Origin of the sequence: Pseudomonas sp. 5C2, assembly GCF_034314155.1 — a bacterium.
Classification (GTDB): Bacteria; Pseudomonadota; Gammaproteobacteria; order Pseudomonadales; family Pseudomonadaceae; genus Aquipseudomonas.
Genome location: NZ_JAVIWH010000003.1, coordinates 1,717,301 through 1,737,799 on the forward strand (window position 1 = coordinate 1,717,301; position 20,499 = coordinate 1,737,799).

Here is a 20,499-nt window from a genome sequence, read left to right on the forward strand (position 1 = left end):
GGCGTGCTCAACCCAGGCAAACCGGTTGACCCACAATTTGCGCTTGCGCGGTGAGGGTCAAGACGGAATCTACAGATTCTTTGCCAGAGAAGGCGGTGTCAGGGTTGGCCGAAATACTCAGCCAATCCGCTGTAGCAGGTCGCCAGGTGATAGGGCGTGGTCGACGGCATATCGTTGCGGCTGACCTTGCCATCGGCATCCAGGCATTCATGCCAGCCTGCCGGGTGCAGAAAGCGTTGTTGCAGGGCCACCAGTTGGCGCGCCAGTAATGCATCGCTGTCAGGCCGCAAGGTCAATGCCCGCAGGTATTCGGCCTGCGCCCAGATTCGCTGGGTGCCATCGCGCACCGCGCCGTTCACTTCCAGCATTGCCTTGACCGCACCTGTTTGCAGGTCGACGCCATGTTGCTCGGTAAATGCGAACGCTCGGCTCAGCGATGCGTGCAGGGGACTGTTGCGCAGCAGTGGTGAGGACTCCAGCAAGAAAAACCATTCGAACTGATGCCCCGGTTCGAACCAGTTATTCACAGCCTCCGTCGGTTTTTCCAGTATTACGCCGTGCACCGGGTCGATGAATCGCTGCTGCATCGCGGCGACCAACGCGGCCAATGCTGCTTGAGTGGGCAGGTCTTCGCGCACTGACACCGTGGCGAGGAAGGCCTCGGCCAGATGCATCAATGGGTTCTGCAGTGGACCACTGTCGAGGAACGACCAATCCTGACCGAGACAGGCTTCGTATAGCCCGTCGCCATTGGTGAAGCGCTCGGCCACCACGTTCAGGGCAGCATTGAGTACCGATTCGACCAGCGGATCGCGCACTTTGGCCCAGTAATGAGCGCAGGCGAAAATGATGAACGCGTGGGTGTACAGGTCTTTGCACCGATCCAGAGGCCCACCTTGTGGATCGATGCTGTAAAACCAGCCACCGTATTCGGCATCATGGAAATGCTGCTGCAAAGAGCGGAACAGCGCTGCGGCATGGACACGTGCATCCGGCGTCGAGGGTTGATCGATCAGGCTGGAGAACAGATACAACTGCCGTGCACACGCCATGGCGCGATAGCGCTTGGGAGGCAACGGCTGATGATCGGCGTCCACGGCCTCATAGGGCAGCGCCAGCGCCGCATTCCAGCCAGAACCTAGCCAGAGCGGCACGATTACCTGCTGGAAATGTAGCTGCACGGCAGCGAATACAGGGGTCAATTCAGGCTTGGAGGCAGAGCTGGAAACATCGGGCATCGGCTGGCGTCACGGCTAGGGCGTTTGCGCGACATGGTAACGCAACGGTGTATTGGGCACACCGTGTTGACCCATTCGCGAATAAATTCGCCCCCACAAAAAAATAGGCGATCTGTGGGGGGATTCGCGAAAGTGCCAACTCATGCGCGTCAGATCACGCCACCTGAGTCAACAGGCCCTGGCGCTCGATGAAGGCAATGATCTGCTCAAGACCCAAGCCGGTTTTCTGGTTGCTGAAGACGAAGGGTTTATCACCGCGCATCTTTTTCGTGTCGCGGTCCATTATTTCCAGCGATGCGCCTACCAGCGGGGCGAGGTCGACCTTGTTGATCACCAGTAAATCCGACTTGCAGATACCGGGGCCGCCCTTGCGTGGCAGTTTGTCGCCGGCCGAGACGTCGATCACATAGAGGGTCAGGTCCGACAGCTCGGGGCTGAAGGTGGCGGACAGGTTATCGCCACCGGATTCGACGATGATCAGGTCCAGTCCCGGAAAGCGTCGGTTCAACTGATCCACCGCTTCCAGATTGATCGAGGCATCTTCGCGAATGGCTGTGTGTGGGCAGCCGCCTGTTTCGACGCCGATGATCCGCTCGGGCGCGAGGGCTTCATTGCGTACCAGAAAGTCGGCGTCTTCACGGGTGTAGATATCGTTGGTGACCACGGCCAGGTTGTAACGGTCGCGCAGGGCCAGGCACAGGGCCAGAGTCAGGGCAGTCTTGCCGGAACCGACCGGGCCACCGATGCCGACACGCAGGGGTTGGCTGTTCATAATGTTCTCCATTGAGCGCTACAAGGCTCTTCACAAAAAAAGATCAGGACCGAAACAGTCGGCTGTATTGACGTTCATGGGCCATGCTCGCCAGCGAGAGGCCGAAGGCGGCGCTGCCGTAATGTCGGGGCTCGGTTGTGGCGGCCTGTTGTTGGGCCTGTTGCAGCAAGGGCAACAGCTCGCTGGTCAGGCGTTGCGCAGCTTGCTGGCCCATCGGCAGGGTTTTCATCAGCACGGCCAGTTGGTTTTCCAGCCAGCTCCATAACCACGCGGCCAAGGCGTCTTGCGGGCTGATTTGCCAGGCACGGGCAGCCAAGGCCCAGCCTAATGCGAAGTGCACCTCTGGCAGTTGCACAAGGAACGCCCGGGCCGGTTGATCCAGTTCAGGCAGACCGTTGAGCAGCTGTTGCAGGGAATAGCCCATCTGCCGGCTTTCCTGATAGAACTCGCGGGTTTCCCGACTGGCGCGGTGTTCCTGGCTCAGCTGGAATAATTGGCCCCAATCGTCCTGTGCCGCTGCGGTGCAGTGGGCCAGCAATAATGGCGCTTCGAAACGCGCCAGATTGAGCAACAGTTGATCGCCTATCCAGCGTCGAGCGCTGCCGGAGTCGGCGACCAACGCTTGCTCGACCGCCATTTCCAGACCTTGCGAATAGCTGTAACCGCCAATCGGCAGCTGCGGACTGGCCAGACGCAGCAGCGCCCAGGCGTTGTTCACGTACGCACGCCAAATTGGTGCATGCGTGGCGGGTAATTAAACTCTTCTTCGCCCGCTCGCGAATGGTGATGGCCGCCACCATAAGCGCCATGCTCGGGTTGGAACGGGGCCTCAATGGATTCGGTGGTTGCGCCGAGCTGGTCGAGCATGGCCTTGAGTACATAGTCATCAAGCAGGCGCAACCAGCCATCGCCTACTTGCAGGGCGACATGTCGATTACCTAGGTGATACGCGGCGCGGGTCAGCTCATAAGCGTTGGAACAGGTAACGTGCAGCAGTCGTTCAGGCCGGGCGCACACGCGAACGATGCGCCCGTCCTCGGCTTGCAGGCACTCACCGTCGCGCAGGGGCGGCTGACCGCGCTCGAGAAATAGCCCAACGTCTTCACCCTCGGCACTGAAGCAACGCAGGCGGCTTTTACTGCGCGCCTCGAAATTCAAATGCAGCTCGGCAGCCCATGTGGCTTGAGGATCGATTCTTCGATGAATCACCAGCATCAGAGTGCTTCCAGCTAAGTGCGATGCAGTAGGCAGAGCAAGGTGCTTGCCAACAGTGATCGTGTGGGGGTTTGCTGACAGAGAGTGCTGCATCTGCGTGCAGATAGCACGCAGAGGGGCACTCTATTGGTGCGTAGCACTGATTGGGGCGCTATTGCGGGTCACTCGGTACTGCCAAGCCCTTGCCAATGGTTGGCGCCGATAAAGATGAAGCGCAACTGCTGGGTGATTTTAGCTCTAGGCGTCAGGTGTTCGGCAAGGTTCTCGGCGGGTGGGTCGATCAGCTCTGGGAGCATGGCGAAGACGCTTTTCACCACCAGATCGGCCATGACAGACAGGTCATCAGGGTTGAGGTGTCGCAATTTTGGCATCCCCGCCAAGTCAGTGGCGAGGTCAGCGCTGATGCCTTCACGCAGGGCGCCCAGCGCCTGACGCACTTGAAGCGAGCCCCCATATTGTTCGCGGGCCAGAAACAGAAACTGTGAGCGGTTGGCGGCAACCACCTCGAGAAAGATTTTCACCGACGCGTCAATGATCCCGGTCGCCACGAAGGTGTTGTGCCGCACCAGCCGAATGGTTTCGCGAAAGGTTTCGCCCACTTCGCAGACCAAGGTCAGGCCCAGTTGATCCATGTCCTCGAAATGCCGGTAGAATCCGGTCGGCACGATGCCCGCTGCTTTGGCCACTTCACGCAGGCTCAGGCTGCCGAATCCTCGGCCGCTCTCCATCAAGCTGCGAGCGGCGTCGAGCAAGGCGTGACGGGTTTGTTGTTTCTGTTCGGCGCGGAGCAGCATGGGGCAGCAGATATCTGAAAGGAGACTGCTCGGCACTCTATCAAATGAACTTCGCATGCGTCGAATCGACCGCTGCAAAAGTGAATATCAGTCAACAGCAGGAATCCGCTGACAGTGAGCCGGCTAAACGATCAGAACCGCCTTCAGTGCTCGGCTGAGTGAGCAGACTGGCGTTGACGTCATCGAATCGAATTCAGCTTATTTGCCACGTTGACCAAACCTGAGCGGCTTTTTCCAGTCGAACAGCAAAGTCGTTCGGAGGCGCGTCCCTACATATGTGGGCGTGTTACCGCTATCAGGAGAATCGTGCAATGACGCGCGGCAGTAAAATTTTTAGCGGTATTAGTGCCACGCTGTTGGTGTTGTTGGCCGTTCTGGGCATTGTGATTGCGACGTTCGATTGGAACCGAATCAAACCGACCCTCAACGAAAAAGTCTCTGAGGCCCTGCATCGACCCTTTGCAATCAATGGCAATCTCGCGGTGCAATGGCAGCGTGAACCTGACCAAGGCGGTTGGCGCGCCTGGTTGCCGTGGCCGCATTTCGTCGCTGAAGACCTGACGCTAGGCAATCCGGACTGGTCGAAAAGTCCGCAGATGGTCATCCTCAAGCGTGTTGAGTTTCGTTTGGCACTCCTGCCGTTGTTGCTTCAACAGGTTGTGATCCCGCGAATCGATTTAACCGGGCCCGATGCGAAGCTGGAACGCCTGGCCGATGGCCGCGCCAACTGGACCTTCGACTTGCCCAAGGTCGACGCAAACGCCGAGCCTTCGAAGTGGGTGATCGACATCGGTACGATTGGCTTTGATAAAGGACTGGTCAGTCTCAATGACCAGCGCCTCAAAACGCAAGTCGAACTGGTCATTGATCTGTTGGGCAAACCCATCCCGTTTAGCGATATCGTCGGCAGTGGCCAGGCGAAAAAAATCCACGATCAGGGCGTCGTGCCGCAGGATTACACCTTTGGCCTGACGGTCAAAGGGCAGTATCACGGCCAGAAACTCAGTGGCACCGGCAAAGTCGGTGGGTTGCTGGCGCTCAAAGACGCAACACAACCTTTCCCGCTGCAAGCCGATCTGCAGATTGCCGACACCCATATTGCGGTTGCCGGCACCCTGACCGACCCGCAAAACCTGGGTGCGCTGGACCTGCGCCTGAAGCTCGCGGGCAGCAGCCTGGCTAACCTGTACCCGCTGACCGGTGTCACGTTGCCGGACTCGCCAGCCTATGCCACCGACGGTCATCTGGTTGCCAAACTGCATGAGCCCGAGGGCGCGTCGTTTCGGTACGAGGGCTTCAACGGCAAGATCGGCAACAGCGATATCCAGGGTGATCTCGGTTATGCCGCCAGCCAGCCGCGTCCGAAGCTGACCGGGACCCTTGTGTCCAACCAGTTACTGCTGGCCGATCTGGCGCCATTGATTGGTGCCGACTCCAATGCCGCGCAGAAAAAGCGCGGGGGCGACAGCAAGCAACCTGTAGGCAAGGTGCTACCCGTTGAAGCGTTCCGCACCGAGCGCTGGCGCGATATGGATGCCGACGTCGAGTTCACCGGTAAGAAAATTGTCCAGAGCACAGACTTGCCGTTCACTGACCTGTACACCCACGTGGTGCTCGACGACGGCCAGTTGAGCCTGCAACCCCTGCGCTTTGGCGTGGCGGGCGGCAAGCTGGACGCGGACATTCGTCTGGACGGACGTGCCACGCCGCTGCAAGGGCGGGCGAAGCTCACCGCGCGTAACTTCAAACTCAAGCAGCTTTTTCCGACATTCGAGCCCATGAAAACCAGCTTCGGCGAGCTGAATGGTGACGCAGACATCAGCGGGCGCGGCAATTCGATAGCCGCGTTGCTGGGAACGTCCAATGGTGATCTGAAAATGTTGGTCAACGACGGCGCCATCAGCCGTGGGTTGATGGAGATCGCCGGGCTCAACGTCGGCAACTATGTGGTCGGCAAGATGTTTGGCGACCAGACAGTGAAGATCAATTGTGCCGCAGCTGATCTGGGGATCAAGAACGGCCTCGCCACAACCCGGTTGTTCGTGTTCGACACCGAGAACGCGATCGTCTACATCGATGGCACGGCGAACTTCCGCAGCGAGCAGCTGGATCTGAAGATCAATCCGGAATCCAAGGGCATGCGCGTGTTTTCGTTGCGTTCGCCCCTGTATGTCCGCGGGCCGTTCGCCAAGCCTGACGCCGGTGTTGAGACCGGGCCGCTGCTATTAAGAGGGGCGGGGATGGTGCTGTTGGGGGCGGTCATGGGACCCGCTGCCGGTTTGCTCGCCCTGGTGGCGCCTAGCGGAGGCGAACCGAATCAATGCGCACCGTTGCTGGAACAGATGAAAGCGGGCAAGGCACCGAAGACGGTGAAGTGAATTAGACAGATCGCATTCTCTGGTGGATGCCGCCCGGTCTCCGACGCCGCGCTGTCGCGCAGCAGACTGAGTCTCGATTCTGCCCAGAGGGAGTGGGAGCTGACTTGTCTGCGAAGAAACCGGGGTGCGCTCGACTCGGCACGACCTTCCTGAAGTGGTGAATTCAACCATTTTGCGACTGCTGCGCAGCCGATTCGCAGACAAGTCAGCTCCCACGAAGTAAATCACCTATTTACCGTGGGAGCCGGGGGACGCTTACAAATCTTTCAAAATATCCGCCATGTCATCGGCGTGCTCTTCTTCCTGAGCAAGGATCACTTCGAAAATACGCCGGGTGGTCGGGTCCTGTTCGCCGATGTATTGAATGATTTCGCGATAGCTGTCGATGGCGATCCGCTCGGCGACCAGGTCCTCGTAGACCATTTCCTTAAGCGTGTTGCCGGCGACGTACTGTGCGTGGGAGTTTTTCGATAGGGTGTCGGGATTGAATTCCGGTTCGCCGCCCAACTGTACGATCCGCTCCGCCAGCAGGTCCGCATGCTCGGCCTCTTGCTGAGCGTGCTCGAGGAACTCGGTGGCCGCGACGTTAGCTTTCAGGCCTTTGGCCATGTAGTAGTGGCGCTTGTAGCGCAGGATGCACACCAGTTCTGTGGCCAGTGACTCGTTGAGCAAACGCAATACGGTTTCACGGTCAGCGCTGTAACCTTCGGTTACGGCACCGTTTTCCACATTCACGCGCGCACGTTGGCGCAAGCTGCTCACATCTGATAATTGCTGCTCGTTGCTCATCATCAATCTCCAGGGCTAATCCGGTTTCCGTCTCGCTTTCGAGAGCTGCCCGTTAAAACTTTCAAATGGGTACTCCGGCGTGATCGGTACGTAGTTGAGAGTGATGAACAACGAGAAAGTTTTATTGAGATGGGGGTGATTGGTCCATTGCCAGTTTCAATTGGACACGAGACAGTGAGCCCGCATTGCGCAGGTACCGTTAAGGTTGAAGTCCTCTCTGCAAAGGATCCGGGTTTATGACGCAAGAGTTGGCGACGCGTTATCCGCTGGTGATGGTTCCGGGTTTATTAGGGTTTGTCCGGGTGGTGGTGTACCCCTACTGGTTCGGGATCGTGTCGAGGTTGCGGCAGGGTGGGGCCAAGGTCTTCCCGGTGAGGGTGTCTGCAGTCAATTCCACAGAAGTGTGCGGCGAACAATTGCTGCAACAGATCGAGCGAATACTGCGCGAAACGGGAGCGGCCAAGGTCAACCTGATTGGCCATAGTCAGGGCGCACTGACCAGTCGCTACGCCGCAGCGAAACGCCCGGATCTGGTGGCGTCCGTGACCTCGGTCGCGGGCCCCAACCATGGCTCGGAGCTGGCGGATTACCTGGGACGAAGCTTCCCTCCCGGCACGGTCCGACGACGCTTGCTCAACGGCGTCATGCGCCTGATGGCCGGGCTGATGCGCCTGTTGGAGACCGGCTATCGCGGGCCGAAGTTGCCGACCGATGTCGATGCGTCTCACCAATCGCTGACCACCGAAGGCGTGTCGCTGTTCAACCGCCGCTGCCCGCAAGGCTTGCCCGAGACGTGGGGCGGGCAGGGCGAAGAGTCGGTCAACGGTGTGCGTTATTACTCGTGGTCTGGCACGTTGCAGCCAGGGCGCAGTGATCGCGGACGTAATCGTCTGGACGGTACCAACGTCACCTGCCGCCTGTTTGCCCGGACCTTTACCCGAGAACGCGGGCATTGCGACGGTATGGTCGGGCGTTTCAGTTCGCACCTGGGGACGGTCATCGGCGATGACTATCCGCTCGACCATTTCGACATCGTTAACCAGACACTCGGGCTGGTGGGCAAGGGGGCTGATCCGGTGCGGTTGTTCACCGAGCATGCCGAGCGTCTCAAAGCTGCAGGGCTATAAGGCTGCTGATGGGGCCCGCAAGGGTGTTTTCCAGCGTTCCGCCAGCACCACGCCGCCCAGCGTCAGCGCACCACCGAGCAAGTGATACAGGGCCAGACGTTCGCCCAGCACTGCAGCGGCAATCAGTGCGGTGATGATCGGCAACAGGTTGAAAAATAACGTCGTGCGACTCGGGCCCAGACGGCTGATGGCGTGCATCCACATCAGCGGGGCCAGCATCGAGGTCGGAATGCAGGCATACAAAATCAAAGGGATATTGCTCGGGCTCAGCCCTGCTTTGGGCGACAGGATAAACAGCGGCAGCAGAACAATAATCGCCACCAACACTTGCAGGTACAGCAGTTGCAGGGGCGGCATGCGCAATTGCCACTTTTTGAGCAGCGTGCTGTAGACCGCATACGCCAGGGTCGCGACCAGCATCATTGCGTCGCCCATGTTCACACCCTGCTCGATCAAGGTACTCAGGTTGCCCGCTGAAATCACCACCAAGACCCCGCCAAACGACAGCACCGCACCCACCAGCGCCCCAGCGGTCAGGCGATTACCGAGACTGGTGATCGACAGCGTCAGGGCCATCATCGGCATCAGCGACAGAATGATCCCCATGTTGGTGGCCGAGGTCAGGGTCGCGGCGAAGTACGCCAGGCTTTGATACACCGCCATGCCGAGCACGCCGAGGATGAAAACTTTCCCCAGGTTGGGTTTTATCATCGTCCAGTTGCTCAGCACTGGTTTGAGCATGAAGGGCGTGAACAGGATCCCGGCCAGCACCCAGCGATAGAAACCGATCTCGGCGGGGAAGATCACCCCCACGGCCAATTTGTTGACGACGGTATTGCCGGCCCAGATCAAAATGGCCAATAACGGATACAGGTATTGCATGAGGACAACCACAACAGAAATGAGGCTGGATTATCCCCTGTCTGGATCGATGGCTATACTCTGTTTCAGACAATATCCCCTTGAATACAGACAGCATGAACAACAAGCTTTTAAGCATTCCAGACTTTTCCGGGCTGCCGTCCCCGGTTTACCTGCGTCACGACGAGTTCGGCGCTGACACTCACAGTGCGTCGCACAGCCACGCCTGGGGCCAGCTCAACTTTGTCGCCCATGGGGTGATGGAACTGGATATCGCCGGGCAGCGCTTTATCTCGCCACCGCACTATGCCGTGTGGATACCCCCCACTACCGAACACAGTTGCTACAACCGCCAGGCTATCGTTTATCGCTCGGTCTATCTCGCCCTCGAACATTGCGCCAGTTTACCGAGCGAGCCGTGCACGCTGGTGATCAGCGATATTCTCAAAGCGATCCTCAATGACTTTGCGGAACGGGACGTGAAAATCCCTGAGCGCGAAGCTGATATCCGGTTGGCGCAAGTGGTGGTCGATCAATTGCGCGTGGCGCAGGTGCAAACGCGTTATCTGCCTTATGCACAAAGCCCAGGGCTGCACAGCGTGCTCCAGGCCTTGCAGGCCGATCCCGGGGATAATCGGCCCTTGGTCGAGTGGGCGCGTGAGGTGCATGTCAGTGAGCGGACATTAGCGCGCTTGTGCTTGCGCGAGCTGGGGATGAGCTTCGGTGACTGGCGTCAGCGCATGCGATTTCTGGCGGCCATCGAGGCGCTGGAAGGACGTCGCTCTGTGCAGGAAATCGCTTTCGATATGGGCTACAGCAGTGCCTCGGCGTTTATCTCGATGTTCCAGCGTCTGGCCGGATGTACGCCCGAGCAGTATCGGCGGCAGGCAAAAAAAGCCTGATAGACAGATGCCGTAACACATGGCGGAGCGTTGGCTACACTTCAACGCGAACCGTGCTGCCCGGTGCGGTAATCAGGAGAAAACTCCATGAAGATGCTGCATATACCTTTGCTGATCGTGGGTGTGTTGATGTGTGCCCAAGGATTCGCCGCCACAGAACAACAGAACAAGATGGCCGCGTGCAATGCGGACCCCCAGGCGAAAACCCTAAAGGGCGATGAGCGCAAAGCGTTCATGAGCAATTGCCTGAAGGCGTCACCCGCACCGGCAGCCAAGGCGGTCACGCCTCAGCAACAGAAAATGAAAGACTGCAATGCCGATCCTCAGGCGAAAGCGCTGAAGGGTGATGAGCGCAAAGCATTCATGAGCCAGTGTCTCAAAAAATAATCGACAACCGGCTGCCATGACAGGCACAGCGGTACGTCCAGCGCATTTAAACCTGCGATTGCCGGCTTTGATTCGGGTCGTCATCGCCGGCGTGGTCGGCTGATCATCGGCACGGCTATCGGATCGCTGGTCCTCGACCCCGAACGCTGGCAGACTGCCCACCTTTTCGAGCCGTTCGTTTTGGGGCTGTCATGCCAACGTTTTCTCCGCGTCACGTGTTGTTGGCCAGTTGGATCATCATTTTTTGCGGTTTGTTACTGGTCTTGCCGTTCAAACTGCTACCGAGTCTATTGGCTGGGTTGCTGGTGTACGAGCTGGTCAACATGCTCACACCGAAGCTGCAGCGTCTGATTGCAGGAGATCGTGCGCGCTGGCTGGCGGTGGCGTTGCTGGGCACGCTGGTGGTCAGTGTGCTGGCCTTGCTGTTTGCAGGCGCGATCAGTTTCTTGCTGCACGAAGCAGAAAACCCTGGCGCATCGCTGGATAAATTCATGATTCTGGTGGACCGCGCTCGCGGGCAACTGCCACCGTTCATCGACAGTTATCTGCCCGCCAGCGCCGCCGAGTTCCGTGTGTCGCTGGGTGCCTGGCTGGCGAAGCATGTGGGCGAGTTACAGCTGCTAGGCAAGGGCGCGGCGCACATGTTTGTCACGCTGCTGATCGGTATGGTGTTGGGGGCGATCATCGCCTTGCAGCAGGTGAGCGACGTTCACAAGCGCAAACCGCTGGCGGCGGCGCTGTTCGATCGTCTGAGTTTTTTGAGTCAGGCCTTTCGTAATATCGTTTTCGCGCAGATCAAGATTTCCCTGCTGAACACCGCGTTTACCGGGATCTTTCTGGCGGTGGTCATGCCGTTGTTCGGGGTTCACCTGCCGCTGACCAAAACGCTGATCATCCTCACCTTCCTGCTTGGCCTGCTGCCGGTGGTGGGGAATCTGATGTCCAACACGCTGATCTTCATTGTCGGTATGTCGCTGTCGATCTGGGTGGCCGCAGCGGCACTGGGTTATCTGATCGTGATCCACAAGCTCGAGTACTTCCTCAACGCGCGGATCGTCGGCGGCCAGATCAGTGCCAAATCGTGGGAATTGTTACTGGCGATGCTGATCTTTGAAGCAGCCTTCGGCCTGCCCGGCGTTGTGGCCGGGCCGATTTATTACGCGTATTTGAAAAGTGAGTTGAGGGGTGTCGGGCTGGTTTAGCGCGGTATCAGATCGACCGTTTCGGGCCATTTGCGAATGAGTTCACTCCCACAGAAGCATGCGATCTTCTGTGTGAGCCAACTGTCTGACTGAATCAGCCGTAGCGCTTCTTGGCTTCGATCGCCAAGCCGCTGCCGATGCTGCCGAAGATGTTGCCTTCCACATGGCGGGCGTTGGGCAGCATGGCCGAGACGCTGTTGCGCAACGCCGGAATGCCGCTCGAGCCGCCGGTGAAGAACACCGTATCAACCTGATCGACACTCACGCCCGCATCATTAAGCAGCTTCGACACGCTGTTGCGCACCCGCGTCAGCAATGCGCCGATGGCTGACTCGAACAACGCCCGGCTCAGTTCCACGCTCAAGCCAGGCTGAATCCGGTCCAGCGCAAGATGGCGGCTTTCTTCGTGGGTCAGCTGGATCTTGGTTTCTTCCACTTCCATCGCCAGCCAATGCCCGGCGCGCTGCTCGATCAGCTTGAACAGGCGGTCGATGCCGCTGGTGTCCTCGATGTCGTAACGCATGCTGCCTAACGCCAGCTGGGATTTCTGCGAGTACACGGCATTGATGGTGTGCCAGGTCGCCAGGTTCATGTGGTGACTGGTGGGCATGTAGGCCTGGCTCTTCATCCGGCTGCCGTAACCGAACAGCGGCATCACGCCTTGCAGGCTCAGTTGCTTGTCGAAATCAGTCCCGCCGACGTGTACGCCGCCGGTGGCGAGAATGTCGTCGTGACGGTCGGCGATGAAGCGCCGGTCCGGCGACAGGCGTACCAACGAGAAGTCCGAGGTACCACCGCCAATGTCGACGATCAATACCAATTCTTCGCGCTCGATGGTCGACTCGTAGTCGAACGCCGCTGCGATGGGTTCGTACTGGAAGGAGACTTCCTTGAAGCCAATCTTGTGGGCGACTTCCACCAGGGTGTCTTCGGCTTCCTGGTCGGCGGCGGCGTCGTCATCGACAAAATGCACCGGGCGGCCCAGTACCACTTCATCGAACGCGCGGTCGGCGGTGACCTCGGCGCGTTTTTTCAGCTCACCGATAAACAACCCCAACAGGTCCTTGAACGGCATGGCCGTGCCCAGAACGCTGGTGTCGTGTTTGATCAGTTTGGAGCCCAACAGGCTTTTCAGCGAGCGCATCAGGCGGCCTTCATAGCCGTCCAGGTACTCGTGCAGTGCCAGACGGCCATACACCGGGCGGCGTTCTTCCATGTTGAAGAACACCACCGAAGGCAATGTAATTTTGTTGTCTTCCAGCGCGATAAGCGATTCCATGCCAGGGCGCAGCCAGCCGACAGTGGAGTTGGACGTGCCGAAGTCGATACCGCAGGCACGGGCTGGAGATTCGTTTTTCATGTGTTCCATGTTCCAGTTAAAAAACGGCCGCGCAGTGTATGTCAGCGCACCGCAGATGCGTAGGGCAAACGTCGGTTAGATGCAGTTAAATGCTGATTTTGAGGATCGATCCGTGCGCAAGGCTTGAACTGGCCGCACTTGCCCCCAATCTTGCGGGTATTGCCTGGCGCCTGGGCGGTTTATAAGCTGAACTCATCACGGGAGTCCGCTCGTCAGCCGCTAAGCTTGCAACGTTAATCGATCCAAACGCGCCGAATGAGAGGATGCTATGCGCAGAGCATGGGCGTTTCGGGGCTAAGCTGAATAAATTTGGGGAGGGTGACCGTTAGATGGACTTCAAAGACTACTACAAGATTCTTGGCGTAGAGCCGACGGCGGACGACAAGGCGATCAAGACCGCGTACCGCAAAATGGCGCGCAAGTATCACCCTGATGTCAGCAAAGAAGTGGGCGCAGAAGCCAAGTTCAAAGAGGCTTCAGAGGCTTATGAAGTCCTCAAAAGCGCGGAGAAACGCGCCGAATACGATGACCTGCGCAAGTACGGCCAGCAGGGCCGTCCATTCCAGGGGCCGCCTGGGTGGCAGGGTCGTGGTGCGCCTCAAGGTGGTTTCGGGGATGAAGCCGGGGGCGATTTTTCAGACTTTTTCAGCTCGATCTTTGGTGGTCGGGCTCAGCAAGGCCGTGCGCACAGCGCCGGTCGCCGTGGACAGGATGTAGAGATGGAACTTCCGATCTTCCTTGAAGAAACCCTGTCGACCGAATCGAAACAGGTCAGCTTCAAGGTCGCGCAACACAGCGCTGACGGCCAGCGTATGCCGGACATCACCAAGACCCTGAACGTGAAAATCCCGGCCGGTGTCGCCGACGGTGAGCGTATCCGCCTAAAAGGGCAGGGCGCGCCGGGTGTGGGCGGTGCGGCCAACGGTGATCTGTACCTGATCATCCGTCTGGCACCTCATCCGTTGTTCGATGTCGAAGGTCATGACCTGATCATCACCGTACCGTTGACCCCATGGGAAGCTGCTCTGGGTGCCAAAGTCGCGGTGCCGACCCTGACTGGCAAGATCCACCTGACCATCCGGCCGGACAGCCAGAGCGGTCAGCGCTTACGCGTCAAAGGCAATGGTTTGGTCGACAAAAAGGGGCAGCGGGGTGATCTCTACGCCCAGCTTAAAGTCGTCATGCCCACGTTTTCTGACGAAGAAACCAAGGCGATTTGGCAAAGCCTGGCTGAAAAAGCCGCCTTTGATCCGCGGGTCCAATGGAGTAACTGATCATGAGCAGCACCCTGGTCGTAGAGCTGGATATGAAGGAATTCTGTCAGGTAACCGAGATACCGGCTGCCTACGTGATCGAAATCGTCGAACACGGCATCCTCGAACCTCAGGGGCAAAAGCCGGATGACTGGTTGTTCGACGCCCACGCCCTGGCGGTCGCCAAGCGAGCGCTGAAATTGCAGCGTGACTTGGATCTGGAATGGCAAGGGGTGGCTGTGGCGCTGGATCTGTTGGACGAAGTCGAGCTTTTACGGGCCGAGAACCGCATGCTCAAGCAGCGCTTGGGGCGGTTTTTGCTGGAGTAGTCTGGAACTCTCGCCAACGAGGCTGTGCGGCCCGGATGTTCTTACAGTAGTTCACGTTCCCACTGTAGGAGCCAACGTGTTGGCGAAGCGCTCAATCAGGCACTCAATGCTTCGGTAAAGTCACCGTAAACGTCGTGCCATCGTCACGGTTCGACGTGACCTTGATACTGCCCTGATGGGCATTGACCACTTCCCTGACGATAAACAGCCCCAGCCCAAGGCTGGTCGATGGTTGGCCGACGACTTCGCTGGCGCTGCGTACCAGCGGGTCGAAAATCGTTGCGATCGCATCCTCCGCAATAGGCTCGCCGAAGTTGTGCATGAGCAGGGTAACGTCGTGCTCATCGGCAGTGAGGGTCAGGCTGATTTTGCGGTTGTTGGAGCCGTGCTGTAGCGCATTGCCAATCAGGTTTTGCAGCAATTGATCGATGCGCCCGCGATCCCATTCACCGTGGGTATCACCGCTGACCACAAGACTTGGATCGCAGTGCGGCTGACCGGCGCAGGCTTCTGCGATGGCCTCGCGACAGGCGCTGGCCATGTCCATGGGCTTACGCTCGACCGGCAAGCTGGCACCCAGACGGCTGCGCACGAACTCGAGTAAATCCCGAACCATCGCCCCCATGTGCCGGGTGCCACCTTTAATGCGTGCCACATAAGCCTGCGCGCTTTCATCGAGGTCGAGCTTACGCGCCAGCAGTTCTGTGGACATGCTGACCGCTTGCAAAGGCGTGCGCAGATCATGTCCCAGAATCGCCAGGAAGATATCCCGTGAGCGTGTCACTTGCTCGGCATAGGCCGCGGTGGACTCGGCCAGCGCTTCATCGATGGCTTCGTTGAAGCGAATCATGTCTTGAAAGTACGTCAGATCTGGCGACTCCAGACTGGCGACCCATAATCGAATCACGCTGGCACGCAAATGACGAAATTCAGACGTCATCTGCACTAAATCAAAGCCTACGTTATGACGCAACTCGCCATGGCTGGCGGCTGCCTGATCCAGTGTCGGGGATTTTTCCGGGCCTTCGCCTTTCGCTTTGGCCGCCTGTTCGCTTGCAGTCTGCGAGGTGGTCATGTCCCGGGCGGCCGCCAGCAGAATCGTTTTGGCGTGGTCACGTAGCTCGATTCGGTTCATCGAGTCGGCTGCAGGCTTTATGGTTTTTGCGAACTTTTCCCACTCATCGACTATACGGTCAACCTGTTGGACGATGAATTCAGAGAGGCGCATGGCCGGTTACCTTGCTGGGCAGCTATAAATGAGGTGGCGCATCTTAGCGTCTTTGTCTCGTTTCAAGCACTGCCAGGTTCCGGGCGGCCTGTTAACGCTTCAAAACAGGCCGCATCGAAACCAACGGCATCAGAATAGAAAGTACCGTTGTGCCATGGGCAACACTGCAGCGGGTTCGCACCACAACAACACGCCATCGGCCTTGACCTGATACGTCTGTGGATCGACGTCGATTTTTGGCAGGTAGTCATTGTGGATAAGATCGGTTTTTTTTACGTTGCGACAGCCCTTTACCACGCTGATTTTCTTTTTCAGGCCCAGTGATTCGGGGATCCCGGCATCAAGCGCCGCCTGGCTGATGAAGGTCAGGCTGGTGGCGTGCAGCGAGCCACCGTAACTGGCGAACATAGGTCGGTAATGCACGGGCTGCGGCGTCGGAATCGAGGCGTTGGCATCGCCCATCAGGCTGGCGGCGATGGCGCCACCTTTCAGAATCAGGCTGGGTTTTACCCCGAAGAACGCAGGACGCCACAGCACCAGATCGGCCCATTTACCCACTTCGATCGAGCCCACTTCATGGCTGATGCCGTGGGTAATCGCCGGGTTGATGGTGTATTTGGCGATGTAACGTTTGGCGCGGAAGTTGTCGTTGCCGGGGCCGTCTTCAGGCAGCGGGCCGCGCTGCTTCTTCATTTTGTCGGCGGTTTGCCAGGTGCGCATGATCACTTCGCCGACGCGGCCCATGGCCTGGCTGTCGGAGCTGATCATCGAGAACGCGCCGAGGTCGTGCAGGATGTCTTCGGCAGCGATGGTTTCGCGGCGGATGCGGCTTTCGGCGAACGCCACGTCTTCGGCAATGCTCGGGTCCAGGTGATGGCAAACCATCAGCATGTCCAGGTGTTCGTCGATGGTGTTCTTGGTGAACGGCCGGGTCGGGTTGGTTGAACTGGGCAATACATTGGGGAAGCCGCAGGCCTTGATGATGTCCGGGGCATGCCCGCCACCCGCGCCTTCGGTGTGATAGGTGTGAATGGTGCGGCCCTTGAACGCGGCCAACGTGGTTTCCACAAAACCGGACTCGTTGAGCGTGTCGGTGTGGATCGCCACCTGCACATCGTATTGATCGGCCACGCTCAGGCAGTTGTCGATGGCGGCTGGCGTGGTACCCCAGTCTTCGTGCAGCTTGAGGCCAATGGCCCCAGCCTTGACTTGCTCGATCAGGGGTTCGGGCAGGCTGACATTGCCCTTGCCGGTGAAACCGATGTTCATCGGGAAGGCATCGGCAGCTTGCAGCATGCGCGCCAGATGCCACGGCCCCGGGGTGACCGTGGTCGCATTGGTGCCCGTGGCCGGGCCGGTGCCGCCGCCAATCATGGTGGTCACGCCGCTCATCAAGGCTTCTTCGATCTGCTGCGGGCAGATGAAGTGGATATGGGTGTCGACGCCACCGGCAGTCAGGATCATGCCTTCGCCAGCAATCACTTCGGTGCTGGCGCCGACCGCGATGGTGACGTCAGGCTGGATATCCGGATTGCCGGCTTTGCCGATGGCGGCAATGCGTCCGTTCTTCAGGCCAACATCTGCTTTGACGATGCCCCAGTGGTCGATGATCAGGGCGTTGGTAATCAAGGTATCGACGACCTCGGCCGCCAGCAATTGGCCCTGGCCCATGCCGTCACGAATGACTTTGCCTCCGCCAAACTTCACTTCCTCCCCATAGGTGGTGAAATCTTTCTCGACTTCGATCCACAGCTCGGTATCGGCCAGCCGCACGCGGTCGCCAACGGTGGGGCCGAACATGTCGGCGTAGGCTTGTCTGGAAATCTTCATGGCGATCCCTTGGTTCGTTCGGTGCCTGTACCGGCCTCTTCGCGGACAAGTCCGCTCCTACAGGTGAAACGCAATCCATTGTGGGAGTGGGCTTGTCCGCGAAGGCGTCCGTTCAGATGAAAAATATCGGTCTGGCGAAATGAATCATTTCAATCCAACTCACCCATGACCCGACCGGCAAAGCCGAACACCCGGCGGTGGCCAGCCAGGTCGACCAGCTCCACATCCCGCGACTGGCCGGGCTCGAAGCGCACGGCGGTGCCAGCGGGGATGTTCAGGCGCATGCCACGGCTGGCCATCCGGTCGAAGGTCAGGGCGTCGTTGGTTTCGAAAAAGTGATAGTGCGAGCCCACCTGAATGGGCCGGTCACCGCTGTTGGCGACGTTCAGGTTGATCGTGCGACGGCCGGCATTGAGTTCGATATCGCCGGGCTGGATCTGGTATTCGCCAGGGATCATTCGGTCTTCCTCGCCAGAGTTTTGTAATAAATGGCTGTCGCTTTGTATTCACCGTCGGGGTTGCACGCGTAATCGGGCAACTTGCCGGCGCAGGTGTAGCCCAACGAGCGATAGAAGTTTTCAGCAGGCGAACCGGACTCGGTTTCCAGGTACAGCAGACCGCGCTTGTGTTGGTGCGCCGCCAACTCGACTGCCCCCATCAACTGTCCGCCCAACCCTCGCCGTTGCGCGACGCTGAGCACCAGCAGTTTTTGTACTTCGGCGCGATTCAGTCCGTTCTGTTTCTCGCACAGCGACAGTTGCACGCTGGCCAGCACCTGCTCTTCCTGAACGACTGCCCACAGCAGCAAGTTGCCTTTTTCCAGCGCTGCACGCACCCCGTCGAAATAGGTGTAGGCCTCACTGGCCGAGAGATTGGCCATGAACCCCACCGATGCGCCTTGCTTGACGGCGTCCAGCAGCAACTCGACCAGACCTTGGCGATAGTGGGCAAAGCTTTCGGCAGTGACGCGTCGTAACTGGGCGGCGTTCATGGCGGTATTACTCCTGATGGGGTGCGGGAGCCGGGGCATCCGGTGACAGGTTCAGTTGCATAAAGGTCAGGTCCAGCCAGCGACCGAACTTGGTCCCGACCTGCGCCATCTGGCCTGTGACCGCGAAACCCAGGCGCTCGTGCAGGTGCACCGAGGCGGTATTACCGCTTTCGATAGCGGCGACCATCATGTGTTTGTCGCAGGCCTTTGCACGTTCGATCAGTGCCTGCATCAGTCGCGGGCCGAGGCCGTTACCACGTTGGTCGGCGCGCACGTAAACCGAATGCTCGACGGTATGCCGAAAGCCGTCGAACGGACGCCAGTCGCCGAACGAGGAGTAACCCAGTACCTCGTCAGCCGCATCGACTACCACCAAAATAGGGTAGCCCTGAGTCTGGCGAGCGTCGAACCAGGCCTTGCGATTGGCGAGATCGACTGCTTGTTCGTTCCAGATGGCCGTGGTGTTGAGCACGGCGTCGTTGTAGATATCGCGGATGCCGGCAAGGTCGGCTTCCACTGCGTCACGAATGAGGTATGTCATTACAGGGCTCGCAGGGTCAAAAATCAGACAATCGGTTGGTGTACGGTGACCAGCTTGGTGCCGTCAGGAAAGGTCGCTTCGACCTGGATCTCCGGGATCATTTCCGGGATACCTTCCATCACCTGTTCGCGGCTGAGCAGGGTGGTGCCGACATGCATCAGCTCGGCAACGGTTCTGCCATCACGGGCGCCTTCCAGCAGTGCGGCGGAGATGTAGGCCATGGCTTCCGGGTAATTGAGCTTTACCCCTCTGGCCAAACGCCGTTCGGCAACCAGACCGGCGGTGAATATCAGCAGTTTGTCTTTTTCGCGTGGTGTCAGGTCCATTGTTTAATCCGTTTCAAATGGGTCAGGCCGCCGCGATCCTGTAGGCGCTGGCTTGCCTGCAATCGGCCGCGAAGCGGTCGTGCTTTAAAATTGCATGAAGATCCTGCATCAGGTGCTCCATATTCTAGGTGCAACCGCTTCGCGCCCGAGCAATGCCGGGCGCAGCAGCGTCCATAACTCGATCAGCCAGGCGCGTGCGTGCAGGGCTTCGTCAGCCAGGCAGCGGGCGACCAACAGGCCGGGCAATTGGGTCAGGTTACCGCGTACCGGGTTTTGCAGGTTGCGGCAGGTTTCCAGCAACTCACTGCTGGCCTCGCCGGTCATCAGCAGCGTGGCAAAAACCGGCTTGCCATCCAGGCCGATGGGCGAATCGAGCAGGCCATCGCCGCCTATGATTCGCTGGCGTTCGTGCCACAGCCATTGGCCATCGCGGCGAATATCCAGCTGCGATTGAAAATGGCCCAGGTCGAAACGCTCGCCACTGGCCGGGCGACCCAGCGCAACCATGTCCCAGTAGCACAGTCGCGCATCGCCTTGCAGCTCAATATGCGTGGTCAACTCGGCCTGGGCGGCGCTAAAGACGATGGTTTCCTGCGGCAGCCATTCCAGCGTGGCGCCCGCTTCAACGTGCAGTTCCAGCTGCTGGTATGCCGGGCTTGCGGCGCGGTACCACTTGGCGGCGCCGGGGCTGGTCAGTTGTGCCCACGCGTTTTTACCGACGGTGGCGCAAATATCGAGTCGATCCCCGCCGGCAATCCCGCCCGGAGGGTGAACAATGATGTGCTGACAGACCTGCGGACCTTCGGCATACAGGTGTTTTTGCACCCGCAACGGGCCTTGATGCCGACGCATGACCGGCCGCGTGCTGTCACCGAAACGCCCATAGCCCAGCTCCAGCTCGGCATGCCAACTGGGGGTGAACAGCGCGGTGTGGGCAGGAAGGTTCATTCGTCGTTATGTGTATGAGGTATACAGG

General features: G+C 58.9%; 22 protein-coding genes. 7 read left to right on the forward strand and 15 right to left on the reverse strand.

Annotated elements, in window-relative coordinates:
- Nucleotides 1–98: 98 nt before the first annotated feature.
- From RGU44_RS22540 to RGU44_RS22560, 5 genes are all read right to left on the reverse strand, one after another.
- Nucleotides 99–1,238, reverse strand: a complete 1,140-nt coding sequence (locus tag RGU44_RS22540; protein ID WP_322177601.1) for an AGE family epimerase/isomerase — start codon at nucleotides 1,236–1,238, stop codon at nucleotides 99–101.
- A 154-nt stretch (nucleotides 1,239–1,392) separates the two neighbouring features.
- Complete coding sequence (gene ureG, locus RGU44_RS22545; RefSeq protein WP_322177602.1) at nucleotides 1,393–2,010, reverse strand: urease accessory protein UreG; 618 nt, start codon at nucleotides 2,008–2,010, stop codon at nucleotides 1,393–1,395.
- Between the two features lie 43 nt (nucleotides 2,011–2,053).
- Entirely contained in the window at nucleotides 2,054–2,728 is a 675-nt protein-coding gene (locus RGU44_RS22550; RefSeq protein WP_322177603.1) for an urease accessory protein UreF, read from the reverse strand.
- The gene (ureE, locus tag RGU44_RS22555) at nucleotides 2,725–3,225 is read right to left on the reverse strand and encodes an urease accessory protein UreE (RefSeq protein ID WP_322277986.1); all 501 of its coding nucleotides are present in this window, start codon (nucleotides 3,223–3,225) and stop codon (nucleotides 2,725–2,727) included. Before ureE ends, RGU44_RS22550 begins: the two co-directional genes overlap by 4 nt.
- Before the next feature lie 161 nt (nucleotides 3,226–3,386).
- On the reverse strand, nucleotides 3,387–4,019 hold the full coding sequence (locus RGU44_RS22560; protein ID WP_322177605.1) for a TetR family transcriptional regulator: 633 nt from the start codon (nucleotides 4,017–4,019) through the stop codon (nucleotides 3,387–3,389).
- A gap of 311 nt (nucleotides 4,020–4,330) precedes the next feature.
- Here RGU44_RS22560 and RGU44_RS22565 point away from each other — a divergent pair, with 311 nt between their 5' ends.
- Nucleotides 4,331–6,397, forward strand: a complete 2,067-nt coding sequence (locus RGU44_RS22565) for an AsmA family protein (RefSeq protein ID WP_322177606.1) — start codon at nucleotides 4,331–4,333, stop codon at nucleotides 6,395–6,397.
- Between the two features lie 255 nt (nucleotides 6,398–6,652).
- Here the strand turns inward: RGU44_RS22565 and RGU44_RS22570 are convergent, their stop codons facing one another.
- Nucleotides 6,653–7,186, reverse strand: coding sequence for a ferritin-like domain-containing protein (locus RGU44_RS22570; RefSeq protein WP_374028650.1), 534 nt, complete (start codon nucleotides 7,184–7,186; stop codon nucleotides 6,653–6,655).
- A 236-nt stretch (nucleotides 7,187–7,422) separates the two neighbouring features.
- Between RGU44_RS22570 and RGU44_RS22575 the strand changes: the two genes are divergently transcribed.
- Entirely contained in the window at nucleotides 7,423–8,313 is an 891-nt protein-coding gene (locus RGU44_RS22575) for a triacylglycerol lipase (protein ID WP_322177607.1), read from the forward strand.
- Here the strand turns inward: RGU44_RS22575 and RGU44_RS22580 are convergent.
- Nucleotides 8,308–9,195 carry a DMT family transporter gene (locus RGU44_RS22580; protein WP_322177608.1) on the reverse strand — a complete coding sequence of 296 codons (888 nt, stop codon included), beginning with the start codon at nucleotides 9,193–9,195 and terminating at the stop codon, nucleotides 8,308–8,310. The two genes, RGU44_RS22575 and RGU44_RS22580, sit on opposite strands and share 6 nt — an antisense overlap.
- A gap of 95 nt (nucleotides 9,196–9,290) precedes the next feature.
- Here RGU44_RS22580 and RGU44_RS22585 point away from each other — a divergent pair, with 95 nt between their 5' ends.
- From RGU44_RS22585 to RGU44_RS22595, 3 genes are all read left to right on the forward strand, one after another.
- Nucleotides 9,291–10,076 carry a helix-turn-helix transcriptional regulator gene (locus RGU44_RS22585; RefSeq protein WP_322277989.1) on the forward strand — a complete coding sequence of 262 codons (786 nt, stop codon included), beginning with the start codon at nucleotides 9,291–9,293 and terminating at the stop codon, nucleotides 10,074–10,076.
- 87 nt (nucleotides 10,077–10,163) lie between these two features.
- On the forward strand, nucleotides 10,164–10,463 hold the full coding sequence (locus tag RGU44_RS22590; protein ID WP_322177610.1) for a PsiF family protein: 300 nt from the start codon (nucleotides 10,164–10,166) through the stop codon (nucleotides 10,461–10,463).
- Nucleotides 10,464–10,654: 191 nt separating this feature from the next.
- The gene (locus tag RGU44_RS22595; protein WP_322177611.1) at nucleotides 10,655–11,665 is read left to right on the forward strand and encodes a hypothetical protein; all 1,011 of its coding nucleotides are present in this window, start codon (nucleotides 10,655–10,657) and stop codon (nucleotides 11,663–11,665) included.
- Between the two features lie 94 nt (nucleotides 11,666–11,759).
- On the opposite strand, the gene RGU44_RS22600 is transcribed toward RGU44_RS22595, so the two are convergent.
- Nucleotides 11,760–13,025, reverse strand: a complete 1,266-nt coding sequence (locus tag RGU44_RS22600) for an Hsp70 family protein (RefSeq protein ID WP_322177612.1) — start codon at nucleotides 13,023–13,025, stop codon at nucleotides 11,760–11,762.
- A gap of 329 nt (nucleotides 13,026–13,354) precedes the next feature.
- On the opposite strand from RGU44_RS22600, the gene cbpA reads away from it, so the two are divergent.
- A complete protein-coding gene (gene cbpA / locus RGU44_RS22605; RefSeq protein ID WP_322277991.1) occupies nucleotides 13,355–14,299 on the forward strand; it encodes a curved DNA-binding protein in 945 nt (314 codons plus the stop codon).
- A 2-nt stretch (nucleotides 14,300–14,301) separates the two neighbouring features.
- On the forward strand, nucleotides 14,302–14,607 hold the full coding sequence (locus RGU44_RS22610; protein ID WP_322277994.1) for a chaperone modulator CbpM: 306 nt from the start codon (nucleotides 14,302–14,304) through the stop codon (nucleotides 14,605–14,607).
- Nucleotides 14,608–14,710: 103 nt separating this feature from the next.
- Here the strand turns inward: RGU44_RS22610 and RGU44_RS22615 are convergent, their stop codons facing one another.
- The 7 genes from RGU44_RS22615 to RGU44_RS22645 form a co-directional block, all read right to left on the reverse strand.
- Complete coding sequence (locus RGU44_RS22615) at nucleotides 14,711–15,835, reverse strand: HAMP domain-containing sensor histidine kinase (RefSeq protein ID WP_322177615.1); 1,125 nt, start codon at nucleotides 15,833–15,835, stop codon at nucleotides 14,711–14,713.
- 129 nt (nucleotides 15,836–15,964) lie between these two features.
- Complete coding sequence (gene ureC / locus RGU44_RS22620; RefSeq protein ID WP_322277996.1) at nucleotides 15,965–17,665, reverse strand: urease subunit alpha; 1,701 nt, start codon at nucleotides 17,663–17,665, stop codon at nucleotides 15,965–15,967.
- A 149-nt stretch (nucleotides 17,666–17,814) separates the two neighbouring features.
- On the reverse strand, nucleotides 17,815–18,123 hold the full coding sequence (locus RGU44_RS22625) for an urease subunit beta (protein ID WP_322177617.1): 309 nt from the start codon (nucleotides 18,121–18,123) through the stop codon (nucleotides 17,815–17,817).
- A complete protein-coding gene (locus RGU44_RS22630) occupies nucleotides 18,120–18,656 on the reverse strand; it encodes a GNAT family N-acetyltransferase (RefSeq protein WP_322177618.1) in 537 nt (178 codons plus the stop codon). The genes RGU44_RS22625 and RGU44_RS22630 overlap by 4 nt, the downstream gene beginning before the upstream one ends.
- A 7-nt stretch (nucleotides 18,657–18,663) precedes the next feature.
- Nucleotides 18,664–19,197, reverse strand: coding sequence for an N-acetyltransferase family protein (locus RGU44_RS22635; RefSeq protein ID WP_322177619.1), 534 nt, complete (start codon nucleotides 19,195–19,197; stop codon nucleotides 18,664–18,666).
- Nucleotides 19,198–19,220: 23 nt separating this feature from the next.
- The gene (gene ureA, locus RGU44_RS22640; RefSeq protein WP_322177620.1) at nucleotides 19,221–19,523 is read right to left on the reverse strand and encodes an urease subunit gamma; all 303 of its coding nucleotides are present in this window, start codon (nucleotides 19,521–19,523) and stop codon (nucleotides 19,221–19,223) included.
- Between the two features lie 108 nt (nucleotides 19,524–19,631).
- A complete protein-coding gene (locus RGU44_RS22645) occupies nucleotides 19,632–20,471 on the reverse strand; it encodes an urease accessory protein UreD (RefSeq protein ID WP_322277998.1) in 840 nt (279 codons plus the stop codon).
- Between the last annotated feature and the right edge of the window lie 28 nt (nucleotides 20,472–20,499).

What these genes read in the sequence shown, in the direction of transcription:
- RGU44_RS22570 (WP_374028650.1), bottom strand. Translation starts at nt 7,186, where the DNA reads ATGAGCAACGAGCAGCAATTATCAGATGTGAGCAGCTTGCGCCAACGT.
- RGU44_RS22590 (WP_322177610.1), top strand. Translation starts at nt 10,164, where the DNA reads ATGAAGATGCTGCATATACCTTTGCTGATCGTGGGTGTGTTGATGTGT.
- ureA (WP_322177620.1), bottom strand. Translation starts at nt 19,523, where the DNA reads ATGGACCTGACACCACGCGAAAAAGACAAACTGCTGATATTCACCGCC.
- RGU44_RS22585 (WP_322277989.1), top strand. Translation starts at nt 9,291, where the DNA reads ATGAACAACAAGCTTTTAAGCATTCCAGACTTTTCCGGGCTGCCGTCC.
- RGU44_RS22580 (WP_322177608.1), bottom strand. Translation starts at nt 9,195, where the DNA reads ATGCAATACCTGTATCCGTTATTGGCCATTTTGATCTGGGCCGGCAAT.
- RGU44_RS22600 (WP_322177612.1), bottom strand. Translation starts at nt 13,025, where the DNA reads ATGAAAAACGAATCTCCAGCCCGTGCCTGCGGTATCGACTTCGGCACG.
- RGU44_RS22610 (WP_322277994.1), top strand. Translation starts at nt 14,302, where the DNA reads ATGAGCAGCACCCTGGTCGTAGAGCTGGATATGAAGGAATTCTGTCAG.
- RGU44_RS22560 (WP_322177605.1), bottom strand. Translation starts at nt 4,019, where the DNA reads ATGCTGCTCCGCGCCGAACAGAAACAACAAACCCGTCACGCCTTGCTC.
- RGU44_RS22625 (WP_322177617.1), bottom strand. Translation starts at nt 18,123, where the DNA reads ATGATCCCTGGCGAATACCAGATCCAGCCCGGCGATATCGAACTCAAT.
- RGU44_RS22630 (WP_322177618.1), bottom strand. Translation starts at nt 18,656, where the DNA reads ATGAACGCCGCCCAGTTACGACGCGTCACTGCCGAAAGCTTTGCCCAC.
- RGU44_RS22595 (WP_322177611.1), top strand. Translation starts at nt 10,655, where the DNA reads ATGCCAACGTTTTCTCCGCGTCACGTGTTGTTGGCCAGTTGGATCATC.
- ureE (WP_322277986.1), bottom strand. Translation starts at nt 3,225, where the DNA reads ATGCTGGTGATTCATCGAAGAATCGATCCTCAAGCCACATGGGCTGCC.
- cbpA (WP_322277991.1), top strand. Translation starts at nt 13,355, where the DNA reads ATGGACTTCAAAGACTACTACAAGATTCTTGGCGTAGAGCCGACGGCG.
- ureC (WP_322277996.1), bottom strand. Translation starts at nt 17,665, where the DNA reads ATGAAGATTTCCAGACAAGCCTACGCCGACATGTTCGGCCCCACCGTT.
- RGU44_RS22575 (WP_322177607.1), top strand. Translation starts at nt 7,423, where the DNA reads ATGACGCAAGAGTTGGCGACGCGTTATCCGCTGGTGATGGTTCCGGGT.
- RGU44_RS22615 (WP_322177615.1), bottom strand. Translation starts at nt 15,835, where the DNA reads ATGCGCCTCTCTGAATTCATCGTCCAACAGGTTGACCGTATAGTCGAT.
- RGU44_RS22540 (WP_322177601.1), bottom strand. Translation starts at nt 1,238, where the DNA reads ATGCCCGATGTTTCCAGCTCTGCCTCCAAGCCTGAATTGACCCCTGTA.
- RGU44_RS22635 (WP_322177619.1), bottom strand. Translation starts at nt 19,197, where the DNA reads ATGACATACCTCATTCGTGACGCAGTGGAAGCCGACCTTGCCGGCATC.
- RGU44_RS22645 (WP_322277998.1), bottom strand. Translation starts at nt 20,471, where the DNA reads ATGAACCTTCCTGCCCACACCGCGCTGTTCACCCCCAGTTGGCATGCC.
- ureG (WP_322177602.1), bottom strand. Translation starts at nt 2,010, where the DNA reads ATGAACAGCCAACCCCTGCGTGTCGGCATCGGTGGCCCGGTCGGTTCC.
- RGU44_RS22565 (WP_322177606.1), top strand. Translation starts at nt 4,331, where the DNA reads ATGACGCGCGGCAGTAAAATTTTTAGCGGTATTAGTGCCACGCTGTTG.